Annotated in this window: 19 protein-coding genes and 1 other annotated feature; of the genes, 3 read left to right on the forward strand and 16 right to left on the reverse strand. The window is 38.0% G+C overall.

Features of this window, described 5'->3' with window-relative positions; genetic code table 11:
- A partial coding sequence (locus tag AX663_RS00310) for a transposase (protein WP_197414195.1) occupies positions 1-184 on the forward strand: 184 nt, incomplete at its 5' end.
- A gap of 271 nt (positions 185-455) precedes the next feature.
- Here AX663_RS00310 and AX663_RS00315 read toward each other — a convergent pair.
- Together AX663_RS00315 and pepV are read right to left on the reverse strand one after the other, a co-directional pair.
- Positions 456-1,040 (reverse strand): uracil-DNA glycosylase family protein, encoded by a 585-nt coding sequence (locus AX663_RS00315; RefSeq protein ID WP_060972405.1) that lies wholly within the window; start codon positions 1,038-1,040, stop codon positions 456-458.
- A gap of 40 nt (positions 1,041-1,080) precedes the next feature.
- Positions 1,081-2,487: a dipeptidase PepV gene (gene pepV / locus AX663_RS00320; RefSeq protein WP_060972406.1), complete on the reverse strand. Its 1,407-nt coding sequence runs from the start codon at positions 2,485-2,487 to the stop codon at positions 1,081-1,083.
- A gap of 360 nt (positions 2,488-2,847) precedes the next feature.
- Here pepV and AX663_RS00325 point away from each other — a divergent pair, with 360 nt between their 5' ends.
- Positions 2,848-3,033: a 4-oxalocrotonate tautomerase gene (locus AX663_RS00325; protein ID WP_002885057.1), complete on the forward strand. Its 186-nt coding sequence runs from the start codon at positions 2,848-2,850 to the stop codon at positions 3,031-3,033.
- A 68-nt stretch (positions 3,034-3,101) separates the two neighbouring features.
- Here the strand turns inward: AX663_RS00325 and AX663_RS10875 are convergent, their stop codons facing one another.
- From AX663_RS10875 to AX663_RS00360, 7 genes are all read right to left on the reverse strand, one after another.
- Positions 3,102-3,623: a hypothetical protein gene (locus tag AX663_RS10875; protein WP_002890867.1), complete on the reverse strand. Its 522-nt coding sequence runs from the start codon at positions 3,621-3,623 to the stop codon at positions 3,102-3,104.
- Positions 3,624-3,708: 85 nt separating this feature from the next.
- A complete protein-coding gene (locus AX663_RS00335) occupies positions 3,709-4,182 on the reverse strand; it encodes a GNAT family N-acetyltransferase (RefSeq protein WP_060972407.1) in 474 nt (157 codons plus the stop codon).
- Between the two features lie 43 nt (positions 4,183-4,225).
- Positions 4,226-4,585: a 50S ribosomal protein L20 gene (gene rplT, locus AX663_RS00340; RefSeq protein WP_000124830.1), complete on the reverse strand. Its 360-nt coding sequence runs from the start codon at positions 4,583-4,585 to the stop codon at positions 4,226-4,228.
- A gap of 56 nt (positions 4,586-4,641) precedes the next feature.
- Entirely contained in the window at positions 4,642-4,842 is a 201-nt protein-coding gene (rpmI, locus tag AX663_RS00345; protein ID WP_002885093.1) for a 50S ribosomal protein L35, read from the reverse strand.
- 38 nt (positions 4,843-4,880) lie between these two features.
- On the reverse strand, positions 4,881-5,411 hold the full coding sequence (gene infC / locus AX663_RS00350; protein ID WP_002885108.1) for a translation initiation factor IF-3: 531 nt from the start codon (positions 5,409-5,411) through the stop codon (positions 4,881-4,883).
- A 13-nt stretch (positions 5,412-5,424) separates the two neighbouring features.
- Positions 5,425-5,547: a sequence feature (ribosomal protein L20 leader region), on the reverse strand.
- Between the two features lie 23 nt (positions 5,548-5,570).
- Entirely contained in the window at positions 5,571-6,251 is a 681-nt protein-coding gene (gene cmk / locus AX663_RS00355; RefSeq protein ID WP_049553723.1) for a (d)CMP kinase, read from the reverse strand.
- Positions 6,252-6,272: 21 nt separating this feature from the next.
- The gene (locus AX663_RS00360; RefSeq protein ID WP_049553722.1) at positions 6,273-6,920 is read right to left on the reverse strand and encodes an SAG1386/EF1546 family surface-associated protein; all 648 of its coding nucleotides are present in this window, start codon (positions 6,918-6,920) and stop codon (positions 6,273-6,275) included.
- 45 nt (positions 6,921-6,965) lie between these two features.
- Here AX663_RS00360 and AX663_RS10195 point away from each other — a divergent pair, with 45 nt between their 5' ends.
- Positions 6,966-7,163, forward strand: a complete 198-nt coding sequence (locus AX663_RS10195) for a ferredoxin (protein WP_002890861.1) — start codon at positions 6,966-6,968, stop codon at positions 7,161-7,163.
- On the opposite strand, the gene AX663_RS00365 is transcribed toward AX663_RS10195, so the two are convergent.
- The 7 genes from AX663_RS00365 to AX663_RS00395 form a co-directional block, all read right to left on the reverse strand.
- Positions 7,147-7,647 carry an EbsA family protein gene (locus AX663_RS00365; RefSeq protein WP_002890860.1) on the reverse strand — a complete coding sequence of 167 codons (501 nt, stop codon included), beginning with the start codon at positions 7,645-7,647 and terminating at the stop codon, positions 7,147-7,149. The genes AX663_RS10195 and AX663_RS00365 overlap by 17 nt on opposite strands.
- 56 nt (positions 7,648-7,703) lie before the next feature.
- Entirely contained in the window at positions 7,704-8,927 is a 1,224-nt protein-coding gene (gene pepT / locus AX663_RS00370) for a peptidase T (protein WP_049553721.1), read from the reverse strand.
- Between the two features lie 80 nt (positions 8,928-9,007).
- Complete coding sequence (locus tag AX663_RS00375; protein WP_060972408.1) at positions 9,008-11,134, reverse strand: N-acetylmuramoyl-L-alanine amidase; 2,127 nt, start codon at positions 11,132-11,134, stop codon at positions 9,008-9,010.
- 157 nt (positions 11,135-11,291) lie between these two features.
- The gene (gene lepB, locus AX663_RS00380; protein WP_037597744.1) at positions 11,292-11,849 is read right to left on the reverse strand and encodes a signal peptidase I; all 558 of its coding nucleotides are present in this window, start codon (positions 11,847-11,849) and stop codon (positions 11,292-11,294) included.
- 121 nt (positions 11,850-11,970) lie between these two features.
- On the reverse strand, positions 11,971-13,200 hold the full coding sequence (locus AX663_RS00385; RefSeq protein WP_038675907.1) for a tetratricopeptide repeat protein: 1,230 nt from the start codon (positions 13,198-13,200) through the stop codon (positions 11,971-11,973).
- Positions 13,190-14,368, reverse strand: coding sequence for an AI-2E family transporter (locus tag AX663_RS00390; protein ID WP_038675906.1), 1,179 nt, complete (start codon positions 14,366-14,368; stop codon positions 13,190-13,192). The genes AX663_RS00385 and AX663_RS00390 overlap by 11 nt, the downstream gene beginning before the upstream one ends.
- A gap of 9 nt (positions 14,369-14,377) precedes the next feature.
- Complete coding sequence (locus tag AX663_RS00395) at positions 14,378-14,860, reverse strand: NUDIX hydrolase (protein ID WP_037597740.1); 483 nt, start codon at positions 14,858-14,860, stop codon at positions 14,378-14,380.
- Between the last annotated feature and the right edge of the window lie 60 nt (positions 14,861-14,920).

Raw genomic sequence — 14,920 nt, forward strand, 5'->3', positions numbered from 1 at the left:
TTCGACAAACCTCATTGAGTCTCTTAACAAAGAAATCAAACGTCAAACGAAAAAGCAGGTTCTTTTCCCTAACGAGGAGGCTCTGGAACGTTATTTAGTTATCCTGTTTGAAGATTATAATTTCAAGCAAAGTCAACGCATCTATAAAGGGTTTGGCCAATGTTCTGACACACTTGAAAGCTAATTTGATTAACATTCTTCAACTCTACTTGAGTGTTTACACATAATTATTGACAGTATCTTTTATATGTTACTTCTTCTGAAAATTAGAATTAAGTGGCTGTAGATAAGTTTAATATTAGATTTTTTATTAATTATTTTTCCCGAATAATTTATTAAACCATCAAAAAAAGCCCCAAAGGGCTAAAATCTTTACAATATTTGGGTATGTTCTGATAGTTGCTTCATTGATTTGAAACAATACCAAATGACAATCCAAGTGCAGATATCAGACATCATCGACTTAAGATTTTTTTGACCAAGGCCTTCAAATCTGGAACTACTTCTTCCATAAACCATGGATTTTTTGCTTGCCAAATATTATTTCGAGGAGAAGGATGAACGAGAGGGAAAAACTCTGGTAGATAATCTTTGTAATGCTTAACTGTATCTGTTAATTTTGCTGACGATTTTTGATGTAAATAGTAATGCTGTGCATAATTACCTACTAAAATCGTCAATTGGATATCAGGAGCTAAAGCAAGAACTTTCTCATGCCACTTATCTGCAAATCCTTTGCGAGGAGGTAAATCACCTGATTTACCATGACCTGGGAAATAAAAATCCATTGGTACAATAGCAAACATACCAGATTCATAGAATTCTTCGCGTGAAACCCCCATCCAATCCCTGAGATTATCACCACTAGGATCATTCCAGTAAAGGCCAGACTCTTGGGCACGAATACCAGGAGCTTGTCCAACGATATTAATCCGAGCCGTTTTTGGAATGGAAAACAAGGGTTTTATACCTTGTTCCGTATAAACTTTATTTTGTTCATCAGCCATAATGGCTTGTGTTAATTCATCGAGTGTTTCCATATTTTCCTCCTCAAAAAAGAGACAAAACTGTCTCTCTTTTTTATTTGATTAACTCATAGATAGCTTCTGCATAAATGGCAGCTGCACGGTACAAGTCTTCAACCTCAGTAAACTCATTCGCTTGGTGCATAGTGTTGACATAACCAGGGAACATAGCTCCATAGGCAACACCACGTTTTAGGAGACGTCCAAATGTCCCACCACCAATAATTTGTTCATGACCTTTAAGTCCTGTTTGTTTCTCATAGACTGAAAGAAGAGTCTCTACCATAGGATCATCAACTGGTACATAATGTGGCACATGACCATGTTCTGAGAGACTAACTGCCTTAGGACCTTCAAGTTTTTCAAGACCATCCTTAATAGCGTCCGTATCAACCCCTTGAGGGTAGCGGAAATTCAAAGCGATTGTATTATCTGCTGATTCCTTATTGAAATGAAACACCCCAGCATTCATGGTCAATTCACCCATCTTAGGATCTGTGTAAGCAAGACCTACTTTTTCACCAAAGAAATCTTTATGCAATGTTTCAGCAATTAAATCCAAATACTTTTTAGCATTACCTTGAAAATCAAATTGGCTAAGGAAGAGTGCCAAGTAGGTTGCTCCATTAATACCATTTTGAGGCATCATACCATGAGCAGATTTCCCATGAATAGTCACATGAAAAATACCTGCTTCTTCAATCACTTGACCAGTCACCTCTTGGTCAGCAACAAAGTCTTTTAATTTAGCCTCGATTTCTTTCAAAGTGATAGGTCCAGTGAAATCTGCACTTGCAGATTCAGGAACCATATTTTCACGCAAACCACCATTAAAAGACACAAGGCTAAATTCTCCATCATTTTGACCTTCAAAATGGAGATAAGCTGTAATATTACCCTTTTCACCATTGATAATTGGAAATTCTGCATCAGGTGAAAAACCAAAATCAGGATCTTTCAACCCATTATGAGCGAAGTAATAATCCATATCGCCCCAACCAGATTCTTCATCAGTACCAACAATGAAACGCACACGCTTAGATACTGGAAGCTCGAGTTCTTTAATAATTTTCAAGGCATAGTAACAAGCCATTGTTGGGCCTTTATCATCTGATGACCCACGAGCATAAAGTTTGCCATCTTTGATTACAGGTTCATAAGGATCTGTATCCCAACCACTCCCAGCTGGAACTACATCCAAGTGTGCAAAGATACCCAATACTTCATCACCTTGACCAAATTCAAAGTCACCAGCATAATTATCAATATTACGAGTTTTATAACCATCACGTTCAGCTAAAGCAAGAAAATGTTCCAAAGCTTTTACTGGTCCAGGACCAAATGGGTGCTTATCATCAACCTTACTGTCATCACGTTCTGAGTTAATACGCAAAAGACCAAAAAGGTCCTCCATCAAGGCATCTTTGCGCTTATCAACTTCGGCACGAAAATCAATTGTCATAATTTACTCCTTACTGTCTCTAGTTAGCACTATTTTACCATTTTTAGTAAGAGTTTTCATCCCTTATAAACAAAGCCAATAAAAAATGCAATCCCTTACCGAATGTCAAAAGACTTCATACCATCTTTAATAGAATGTGAAAAATTCCTAAATCAGGAACACTCGAATCTAAAGTAATAGCATTTATATCAGTTAAGAGGTAAAGCTCTTGACTATCTAGCTCTTTATACTTTAGGCCCTCCTATTAGGAATCAGCACATTGTAGCATCTCGATAATGTCATTTCAAGAATTTCCATAAACTTTAGAATATTCTCTTCATTAATGCTATAATAGGACTATCAAAACTAAGGAGATGCATTATGCCATTTGTAAAGATTGATCTCTTTGAAGGTCGTACTGAAGAACAAAAAATCGAACTTGCTCGCGAAGTTACTGAGGTTGTATCACGTGTTGCCAAAGCACCTAAAGAAGCCATTCACGTTTTCATTAATGATATGCCAGAGGGAACTTACTACCCACATGGTGAAATGAAGAAGAAAAACTAATCATCATTAAGCAGTCACATCCGTGGCTGCTTTTGATATAAAAAAACTGGAAACAAACTCCAGTTTTTTTATATTATCGTTGGTAATTCATCATCGTCGTCAAAATTCTCAACGACTTCTTCACCAGGCAATGGTTTTTGTAGTTTTCCCAAGATAAAACGTGAGATTGGACCAACCACTAGAAAATTAAGTGGTAAAGCCATGATAACATTTGTCAACCAAGCACGACCATAGGATAATAGCGTCACCGACTGACTGTTGTAAACTAATCCATAGAATGACATAAACGTTACCATGAATAGCGCCATGGTTCCAGAAATCACTAAAATCTTTGCCCATCGTTTATCATGGGCTTTTACTTTATGCAAAATTGCAAATGCTATTGTTTTGGCTAGTGGTCCCACCAAAAGCATATCAAGTAAGAAAGCAACCACAAATCCAGGAAGATAACCTTGGAAAAAGTGACCCCAAGCAAAGGGAACTACTCCAGTCCAATCAAGGATGAGAAGATTCCAGAGACTCATCCCACAGACCATCATCCCACACATCAAAAACGTAAAAAGCAAAGCTTCTTTAAAATTACGAGGCATTAAAATTCTCCATTTCTAAAAGTTCTATTTTAGCATATCAAAAATATTTTCTCCTCGTAAGTTAAATTTCTCTCATGAAAACGTATTATTTTAGGATAGTTTCCATTTCTGTATATCTCTGTTTCATACCTAAACGTTCGTAAAAACGTAGAGCACCTGCATTATCATTCCATACGTGAAGTGTCAGATTATAACAACCTAGCTCCTTAGCATAGTCCAAGGCAAATTGGTAAAGCTTTTCTCCTAATTTTTGACCTCGAGCTTCCTTATCAACACATAAATCATCAATAAAAAGAGTCTTAACAGCCTTTTGTGGACCATCATTTTCAGTTTCTTCTTTAATCATTAAGAAAAGATGGCCCAAGATACGCCCTTCGTCATCCTCGTACACAAACACAGGTTTTTTTGAGTCATTAATTACTGCTTCTAACTCTGCATCTGTAAATTTACTGCCTTTTGACTTAAAAACATCAGGGCGCGCTTGATGATGAACAATAAGAATCTGCTCCAATAACTCCTGTAATCTTGGAATATCTTCAAATTTTGCTAAACGAATCATGATTACCTCCACAAAAAAAGATGGGTAAGACCCACCTTAATTCTTATTTACCAAGTTTTGCTTTAGCTGCATCTGCAAGAGCTGTGAAAGCTGCTGCATCGTTAACTGCCAAATCAGCAAGCATTTTACGGTTAACTTCGATTTCAGCCAATTTCAAACCGTGCATCAATTGTGAGTATGACAAACCATTCAAACGAGCTGCCGCATTGATACGTGTGATCCAAAGTTTACGGAAATCACGTTTCTTTTGACGACGGTCACGGTATGCATAGTAGTAAGAGTTCATTACTTGTTCTTTTGCAGTACGGAACAAGATGTGTTTTGCACCATAGTAACCTTTAGCAAGTTTCAATATACGTTTACGACGTTTGCGTGATACAACGCCACCTTTAACACGAGCCATTTATATATTCCTCCGAATTAATTCTAGTTTAGTTAATTTGTAATGCTTGTAGCGAATTAACGCATTTGTGAAAGCATTGATTTGATACGTTTAAAGTCACCTGAATGTACCATTGACGCTTTACGAAGGTGACGACGTTGTTTTTTAGTTTTACCGTGGAAACGGTGAGATGTGAAGGCACGGAAGCGTTTCAATCCACCTGAACCTGTACGTTTGAAACGTTTAGCTGATGCGCGGTGTGTTTTTTGTTTTGGCATTTTAAAATTCTCCTCTTAAAATAGTGTTAGTTTGACAATTATTTTTTGTCAGGAATTGGTGCAAGTTGCATGAACATTTGACGTCCATCCATCTTCGCTCTTTGCTCAATAATCGCAATATCTTGCGTTTTTTCAGCAAATTCCGCCAAGACCTTAGCTCCGATTTCTTTGTGAGTAATCATACGACCTTTAAATCGGATAGAAACTTTAACCTTGTTTCCTTTTTCAAGGAATTTACGGCCATTACGAAGTTTAGTTTCAAAGTCACCTTTATCAATAACTGGACTCAAACGAACTTCCTTAACGGTAACAACGCTTTGTTTTTTACGTTGTTCTTTTTGTTTCTTTTGATACTCAAATTTGAACTTACCGTAGTCCATAATCTTCGCAACAGGTGGCGTAGCTTGTGGTTGGATGAGAACCAAGTCAACATTTGCATCATCTGCAATAGCTTGTGCTTCTGACAATGGTTTAATTCCCAATTGTTCACCATCAAGACCAACAAGACGAACTTCGCGAACGCGAATTTCATCGTTAATGAATAGATCTTTCTTAGCTATGATCTTCACCTCTTTATTTTTTTAGAGAAAAACAAAGCGGACTTGATATACAAGCCCGCACACATAATATCCCTAGAGGGATTTGACATGTTGGGCCAGACAACCTAAGTCGCAAGGCGAGAAGTTCTCACTTCTGCTTTTCTCATTGTTAATAGTATAACAAGTGAGTCATCCTTTGTCAATAATTTTTTTTGCTTTTTCTTGAATAAATTCCACAACACCATCAATAGACACACCTGTAGTATCAAAAGTGATGGCATCTTCCGCTGGTTTAAGAGGTGACACCTTACGATGACTATCTTTATAGTCACGTTCAGCAATTTCTTTTTTTAGAGTCTCAAGGTCAGCAGGGATACCTTTTTCGATATTTTCCTTATAACGACGTTCTGCACGTTCATCAACTGAAGCAACCAAGAAAATCTTGAGTTCTGCATCAGGCAAAACTACGGTCCCGATATCACGACCATCCATGATAATAGCCCCATCTTGAGCGATACGTTGTTGTTGCGCAACGAGTTCTTGACGCACTTCAGGAATAGCTGCGACCCAAGAAACATTATTTGTAACTTGGTTATCACGAATTGGGTGTGTAATATCGACATCACCTACATAAACTTGCTGACTACCATCTGCTGCTTTTCCGAATGAAATCGGATATTGAGATAGTTGCTCCAAAATTTCTGGTACATTTTCCTCAGTTAAACCATTCTGCAAGGCCAAATAAGTTGCAGATCGGTACATGGCACCTGTGTCAAGATAAGTATAGCCAAGATTTTTTGCAATAATCTTGGCTACTGTACTTTTTCCACTTGACGCAGGACCATCAATAGCAATTCTAATATCTTTCATGATGTTCCTTTGCTTTAAAAATTATTGAACGTTAACGACGTCACCTGGGTTAGCATACCAGTAACCATTTGTCATGTGATCAGGGTTAAGACGTTCCAATTCATCTACAGAAATACCTGCACGTGCGGCGATTGAACCAGCACCTTCACCAGATTGAACAACAATTGATGAACCATCTGCTGCTGCCGTAGCGCTTGATGGTGTTGTCTCAGGTGACTCAGTTGCATCTTCTTTTACTACATGTTTAGAAGAGCTTGATGCTTTAGTTGAAGATGATTTCTCTTTTGAAGATTTTTCTGTATTAGATTTCTCACTTTCCTCATCTTTGTTTGAGTCTTTCTTGCTAGATGAAGATTTAACAACTTTGCTAGTTGATGATGAGTAGAATCCAGATGATTCCTTAGATTCCGCAGTTTTGTTTCCACCGACATTTGAAGTATAGAAAACAAAGAACAAAATACATACAACAATAACAAAGAACAATCCAAGCAAGACTGTCAAGAATGATGAATTAATGAAGCCGCCACCTTTTTCGCGTTTTTCATCAGAAGGAGTTACATCCTCTTCTTCATAATCCTCAAACTCATCTTCATCATCTAGAAAATCAGCGTCAACTACTTCTTCCAACTCTTCGTCAGAAACCTTATCTTCCCATGGTTTTTTACTCATGATATTCTCCTTGTAAAAACAATAAATCTATTTTAAAATAATACTATGAAAGTATCATTAATTCCAGAAAAATGTATCGCTTGTGGTTTGTGCCAAACCTACTCTCCCGTCTTCGATTATGATGACGAAGGAATTGTTAGGTTCAGAGATAGCGACCAACTCAATCAAATTATTGAAAACACCCCTGAGACTTTGACTGCTGTCAAGTCTTGTCCCACTAAAGCCCTTATTTGCGAAGTTTAAGCTTGAGGGCTTTTTTTGATTCCTCATAAAAGGCAAAGTAATCAAAGTTGGTCATATGATCCAATAGCTCTACCTCACCTTTGAAATCAGGGTGAAGCGCTAAAGCATCTAAGAAATATTTCTTTGGCCACTTTCTCATATAAAACTGACGTTTTTTACCATTTTTAAAAATAAGGCTCAAGCCAGTTTTAATAACTTCGACTTTTTCAATATCACTAATTTTCACTTTGCGTGGTTTAAAAATATTGAAAGAAACAATACGCAGAATCCCATGATCTTCAATAATAAAGTAACGATGGAATCCTAAACCAAACAAGGCAACGAAAATAGTGAAGAGCATCAAAATATGTGAGGGCACCGAGTACAACTCGAACAGAAGAGCCGCCGCAATAAAGATTGGCGTAATGGCTAAAGACCAGTAGATGATTAGCCAAGATAATTCGGGTTGCCAATGGTAACGATACTTGCCGAAAATTTTAATCATCTCAGCACCTCCATTACTTCTAATTTTACCATAAAATCAGTATTTAGCAAGCTCTATTAAGGTTTACTGACAATTCCAAGAATAACATCTACGGCTTTTTCCATTGTCTGCAAGGAAACAAACTCATATCGACCATGCATATTTTCGCCCCCAGCAAAAAGGTTTGGAGTTGGAATACCCATAAATGAAATCTTTGAACCATCTGTTCCACCTCGAATGGGTTCAATAACTGGCGTAATATCCAATTCCTCCATAACTCCTTTAGCCAACTCAACAGGCGTCATATCTTTTTCAATAACCTGACGCATATTATAGTATTGATCTTTGAGTACCAAATCAACTCGTATCTGACCAAAAGCTTTATTCATTTCGTCAGTAATCTTTTGGAAAGTTGCCTTACGATTTTCAAAAGACTCTGTTTCAAAATCACGGATGATATAAGAAGATTTTGCTTCTTCAACGGTACCTGTCATGGTTTGAAGATGGTTGAAACCTTGATAGCCATCTGTCAACTCAGGGCGTTCTTCCGCTGGTAACCGATTATGGAAATCAATTGCTAACTGCAAGGCATTAACCATTTGGTCTTTTGCTGTTCCAGGGTGAACATTACGTCCATGGAAGGTAAGTTCTGCTCCCGCAGCAGAGAAGGTTTCATACTGTAATTCACCCAATGGGCCACCATCAACTGTGTAGGCAAAATCAACATCAAAATCATCGACATCAAATTTATCTGCGCCAATTCCGATTTCTTCATCGGGACCAAAGCCTACACGAATCTCACAATGTTTGATTTCAGGATGAGCCTTCAAATAAGCCAAGGCTGTCATAATCTCAGCAATACCAGACTTATCATCAGCTCCAAGAAGAGTTGTGCCATCTGTCGTAATAAGTGTCTGACCGACATAATTCTTGAGATTTGGAAAATCTGCTGGATCTAGGTTATAACCTGAACTTCCAAGGGGTATGATACCTCCATCATAAGAGTCAATGACTTGAGGTGACACACCTTCTGCATTAAAATCAGCAGTATCCATATGAGAGATGAAACCAATCTTACGTGTTAACTGGTCGTCGTTAGCCGGAAGGGTTGCCACTAGGTAACCATTACTTTCCAAATAATGGATGTTACTTAAACCTAGTTCTTCTAATTCTGGTTTTAGAACCTTCAAAGCAAAATCTACCTGGCTTTGTGTTGTTGGTGTTCTTGTCGCATTTTCGTCACTACGTGTATTGATTTTAACGTAACGTAAAAAACGCTCTAAGAGTAAATCGTAGCCCATAAGCACTCCTTTAGTTGTATTTAGTATTTACCTCAATTATAGCATAAAAACCCATCATATTGATGGGTTAACCGTATAACTTAAACTTTAGATTCTTTTTCGTAGTAAGACTTAATCCCTGCCACAATTGCGTTAGCTAAAGTCTCTTGATAAGCAGAGGTATTCAAGCGAGCGGCTTCTTGAGGATTTGACAAGAAGCCAAGTTCAAGGAGAACTGCTGGCGCTGTCGTTTCACGCAAGACTGCAAAGGTTTGACGTTTCACGCCCTGGTTTTGAGCGCCAGTCGCATTAATAAGGCTGGACTGGATGGCATTGGCCAAAGTGTCACTCATACTCAAACGAGTCGGATTAGCATGGTAGGTCGCATTAATGCGTGATGGGTATTCTGCATAAGGTTGGTAATAATAGGTCTCAATCCCCTGTGCTGCTGAACTTCCTGAAGCATTGATGTGGATACTTACGAAGATATCCGATTCAGAAGCATTAGCTGCACGAGAGCGATCCGTCAAATCAACATAGGTATCGCTGGTACGTGTGGTCACGACTTGATAACCTTCTGATTCTAGTTTAGCTTTCACACGGCTTTGGATGGCCAAAGTCAAGCTCTTCTCAGAAATACCAAAGTAAGAAGCACCTGGATCATAGCCACCATGACCAGCATCTAGATAGACAATCTTATTCAAAACATCGTAGTTTCCTCTTGATGCCGAACCGATTTTCTTAGGTGCCACCACATCAGCGGAAGTTGCCCCAAAACCGATATTTTTACCTGAAGCATCAACAATATACCCATGAACGATATACTTGCCTGAATTCCACTTGTGCTGACTAGCTGAAATAGTCACCATGTAGGAACCATCATCCTGTTTTGTGGCATTATGCCAAACAAGATCATCCTGACCATTTTGCTCAGACCAGACTGGGATAACCACACCTGAAATACCGCTTGAATTCGTCAGATTGGTGATAAGAACGTCAAAAGTTCCACGATTTTTATCATTATTGGTAATAGTCAGTGTTCCTTGAGTTTTAGTGATATCAAGTGTCACTTGTTTGCCACCTAAGCCAATGAATTTACCATCATTGTCAACCAAATAGACATGAGAATTATAAAGGCCGCTATCACCTTTATGGTTGCTTGAACGAACAGTTACCTTATAGTCTCCATTAGCTTGCTTAGCTGCCTTGTACCAAATGATATCATCTTGACCGTTCTTTTCTGACCAAGTTGGAACTAGGACTTCTTTGAAGCCACGTGGCGCAATCAAGTTTGAGATAACAAGATCATAGCTACCAGTAGCATTGTTGAGACCAGTGATAGCAAGGTCAGCTTTAGGATATTGACTCTCTACTCCTTCATTTTCTACGGTAGAAATGGAATTATTACACATTGCATCCCATTCATAAAGTTTATAGGCCTCGATCAAACGGATAAGTTTCCCTGGATAACTTGGATCTGTCGCATATCCTGCATTCTTCAGTTCTTGAGCCGCAATGCGATAATCTGTTTCATTCACAACTTTTCGATAATTGTCTTTTCGCCACTCGGTACTCGTAAAAAATTTTGCATGGTCTACTACGCTATCATTCCATGAGGCATATTTTCGAAAAGCAGCATTGACTGTGATATAGTCACCATTAAGATATTCCTGTGTAGGTACAGTTACTATTTCTCCATGCCAGTCCTCTGAATCTTTAATGCCAAAAAGATTATTGTTGGGAACCTTAGCAAGTTCAGAGCTTCCCCAACCACTTTCTAGAATAGCTTGCGCTGCCGTGATAGATGGAAGGATTCCTTCCTTGGCTCCATCCATGGCTCCTTGCTTAATGGCACTAAGAAAAAGACGTTGATTCTGATCAATTTCGCTAAGATCATCTGCCTCTTGATAAGAGCTTGTGGTCACAGAACTATTGGTTAAGACAGCTATTTTTGAAGAATCTTCCAGACTTGTTTGCTTCTCCTCTAATACCTCTTCACTTTGTAGATTCATTTGACTCGTTGAATCATCGTGTACTCCTACTTCAGAATAGCTTGCCGCTTGATTATCAGTACTTTCTTTCAAAGATGAAGATGTATCAGTTGACGACAACATTTCATCTGCTTTCGCCGAATGACCAGACATTCCTAAAAATAAGATTGTCAACATGACACCGCACAATCCATAAGCTTTACTTTTCTTAAATCCAAAATGAAATCCTAATTGCATCTTAATTTCCTTCTCTACTTACAATTTCTGCTAATTCATTTTAAAACGATGAAACTATCAGTATCATAACGTCATAATATGAACCATCACCAATTTATTCGCAAAAAAAGCTAGAAACTTATCAAAAGTTCCTAGCTTTTTTAGTAGTATTGAAATATTAATCGACATCAACGAAACCAAAACGTGATAGAGGATACAATCTGAAAGAGATAACACCTTTAATTTGATCTTTGTCAATGAGACCAAACTTACGACTATCATCTGTATTACGACGATTATCGTTCAGTACAAGGTACTGCCCCTTTTCAATCTTAGTTTGTTTATTATCTGTCAATGTTGCAATGGAAAAATCATCAGTGAAGAAATTCCCAGGTGAAACTGTCGCTAAATAAGCTGATTTACCCTTACTAATATAGGCTTCGTCAACTGACTTATCATTAACATAAAGGAAATCATCCATAGCTGTCACGCTCTTACCCTCATCAGCAATAACACGCCCAATGTATTCTTTACCATTAACTGTATAAAGAATAAAATCTTTTTTCTGAGGCTCAACATTTTTATTGAAAGTAACATAGTCACCAGCATGAATATAGTCATTAGCCTGACCTTCAGTCACACGGTGTGTTGAGAAGACAAAAGCTCTCAACAACAAAATCACTACAATGGCAAGAACTGCTATGATAATATTTCGAATTAAATCTCTCTTAACCATACTCACTCCTTATGGGTTCTAATAAAATCATAACATAAATAGAGAAATAAAAAAAGAGGGAGTGAGCAAGCTCAATGTATCTCTCCCTCTCTTAAAACCAATGATTAAAACGTTTCACAGCTTAATAGTCCTCAAAAAATGTTTGCATATTGACATCATCTGGAACTAAAGCAAGGTATTTTTCAGCCGTTGCACGCGCCTGATCCCTGTAACCAAATTCACGCAAAATATATGCATAATCATGGAGGAATTCAGGATTTTCAGATAAATCTTTAGCCAAATCTTGATAGATTTGAAAAGCTTCTTCTTCATCATCAAGTGCTTGGTAGGCCTTGGCAATGTTCCAACGAGCCAAAACAGAATCAACTTCATAATCGGCTAAAGCCACTAGATCCTCGTAACGTTCTTCTTCCAAATAGAGCGTACTTAAACGTAAGATAATCTCATCTTGGTCCTCAGCCAATGGCAAGGCTTGCTTCAAATAAGATTCAGCAGATTGAGTGTCATGCAACTCGTAGGATAACTGTGACGCTAGCAAAAGTAATTGAACATCAAAGGCATTTTTAGAAATCCCTTGTTGTGCCATTCGTAAAGCTTCTTCGGTTTTATGTTCTGCATGTAACGACAAGGCGTAAATATACTCATAACCTTCGAAGTCAGAAGACATGGTTTCTATCTGCTTAAAGTAAAAATTAGCTTTTTGATACTCTTCTTGATCATAGAGCAAAGTGGCTAACTCAAAAGCAACGGTATCATCATACTCAATTTCAATAGCTTTTTCCAAAAATTCACGAGCAGCTTCAAACTTTCCAAGACTGGCATAAGCCTTACCAATGCGTTCATAAGTAGAAACGCCAGTCATCGCAAGAAGGTCACGATTATCTAATTTAGCATAGTAATGAATTGCTTGTTCAAAATTTCCAAGTTCAAACTCCATCTCAGCCAAACCAAAAATAATCAATGAGTCATCTGATAATTGACTTGCCTCCAACAACTTATCACGTGCCACATCAGTTAAGCCCTCCATTTGGTAGAGGTCAGCCTTTACAATTAAAGCAGACAAATAGTCGTCAGATTCTTCAGGTATGACATCCAAATAGAGAAAAGCCTCTTCAATATCACCATCTTCGGCAGCAATTTGTGCTAGATTGACATTAACCTCTGGAAAATCAAAGCGAACTTTTTCATAAATTTCCTGTGCCTGTGGTAAGAAACCAATAGATTCTAAGTATTGGCCCAACTCAACAAGAACCTCTGCAGGGTCCTCTCGTAAAGCTTTTTTAAAATATTTGTCTGCGTGGTCTAAATCTTGGTTTCCAATAGAGGCAACCATTTTTTCACTATTTAACATCGTCTTTTTGTCCTTCATTTTCTAAATCATCTTGATAAAGATTACTTACAGAACGGTACCAATCAAAAATCTCTCTAACAACAACCTTGACAGAGGCATAAATTGGAATCCCCAATAAGACGCCCCAAACACCGTAAAGAGAACCTGCTGTCAAGAGAATGAACATAATGGTAATCGGGTGAATACTTAGTTTATTCCCCAAAACGAGTGGAGAAACAAAACGTCCCTCAATAGTTTGCTCAATGAAGAAAATGATGAGGACCTTGATCAACATAGCGGGTCCTTGCACCAGTCCCATGATTATAACTGGTACCATAGCAAGAAAGCTTCCCAGATAAGGAACCATGTTTAGAAAACCTGCCATAATACCGAAAGTCATACCATATCGAAGACCTACAATCTTAAACATAATACAGAACATGATGGCAACAACAATAGCGACTGTAACCTGGCCTTGAACATACCCTTCGAGCTGACTATTAATATCTGAAAGCATACGAACAGTAGTTTCACGAAAGCGAGTTGGTAAGGCTGAGACAAAGCTATGTTTCATCTTTTGGCTATCTCTTAAAAGGTAGAAGAGAATGAAAGGTGCCAAAATGATAGCTACTGTCACCCTTGCTACTGTGCTCGCAAAAGTTCCAACCCATGTCAAAGCCGATGAAGAAAAGTTCTCAGCATAATTGACCATTCTCGCTGAGAAATCACTAAGCATGGACTCTAAATCACCATGGAAGTTAGAAAGAATAGGCAGATTAATCCAACGTTCCGTTTCACTATTGGCACGTGCAATATATGATGGTGCATTTCGTATCAAGATCAAAATTTGATTTTGTAAGCTTGGAATAGCTGTTGAAATCCCCCAAACCAAGAGCAAGCCAAGTATAGCGTAGATGACCAAGATAGACATGGTTCGACTCAATCCCGTTCTTTCTACAAGTAGTACCAAAGGTTTTATTAAATAATAAAGGAGCATGGAAATAACCAATGGCAACATAATAATGGTCATAAACTGGATGACGGGTGAAAAAATGGGACTAATCTTGGTAAAAATAAAAACCGTCAAACCAATCAAAAGTAAGATGAAAAAAGCTACGACAGCCTGATTATTCAATATCCACTTAAAAAACCATGTTTCTGAAAAATTTTCTGTTTTTTTACGCTTCATAGTTCCTCCCTATTTATCATAAAATGTTACAGTTTTATCTACCAAGTTCTGGTTACGATCGTAGCTAAATTTTGCAGAGAAGAATGGTCTATCTTCAAGGATCCACTTAAAAATCTCATAGTCACCTTCCCAAGTTGGTTTAGATAAGACCTCATCATATGGTACCCATTCAAGCGTTCCTTCACGAGACTCCTCATCTGAGATGAGTTCTCCTTCAAAACCAGTTACCTTAAAGACATAGGTGTACCAATCATGACCAGGGGTAAATTCTGGAAAGGTAATCATACCTTTAAAATCCATCTCAGTCACTGTAAAATGTGTTTCCTCGAGAATTTCACGACGAGCACATTCATCTGGTGTCTCTCCAGCTTCTAGTTTTCCCCCGACAGAAATCCACTTTCCTTCATGAACATCATTAGGCTTTTTATTACGATGTAGGAGCAAAAGCTCCTTTCCATTGTCAATATAACAAATGGTAGCTAACTTTGTCATAATGCATCTCTTTTCCAATGTTTTTTAAATATTATACCAAATATGGGATTGGATTTGGGC

The organism is Streptococcus sp. CCH8-H5 (assembly GCF_001556505.1).
In the GTDB taxonomy this organism is placed as follows: domain Bacteria; phylum Bacillota; class Bacilli; order Lactobacillales; family Streptococcaceae; genus Streptococcus.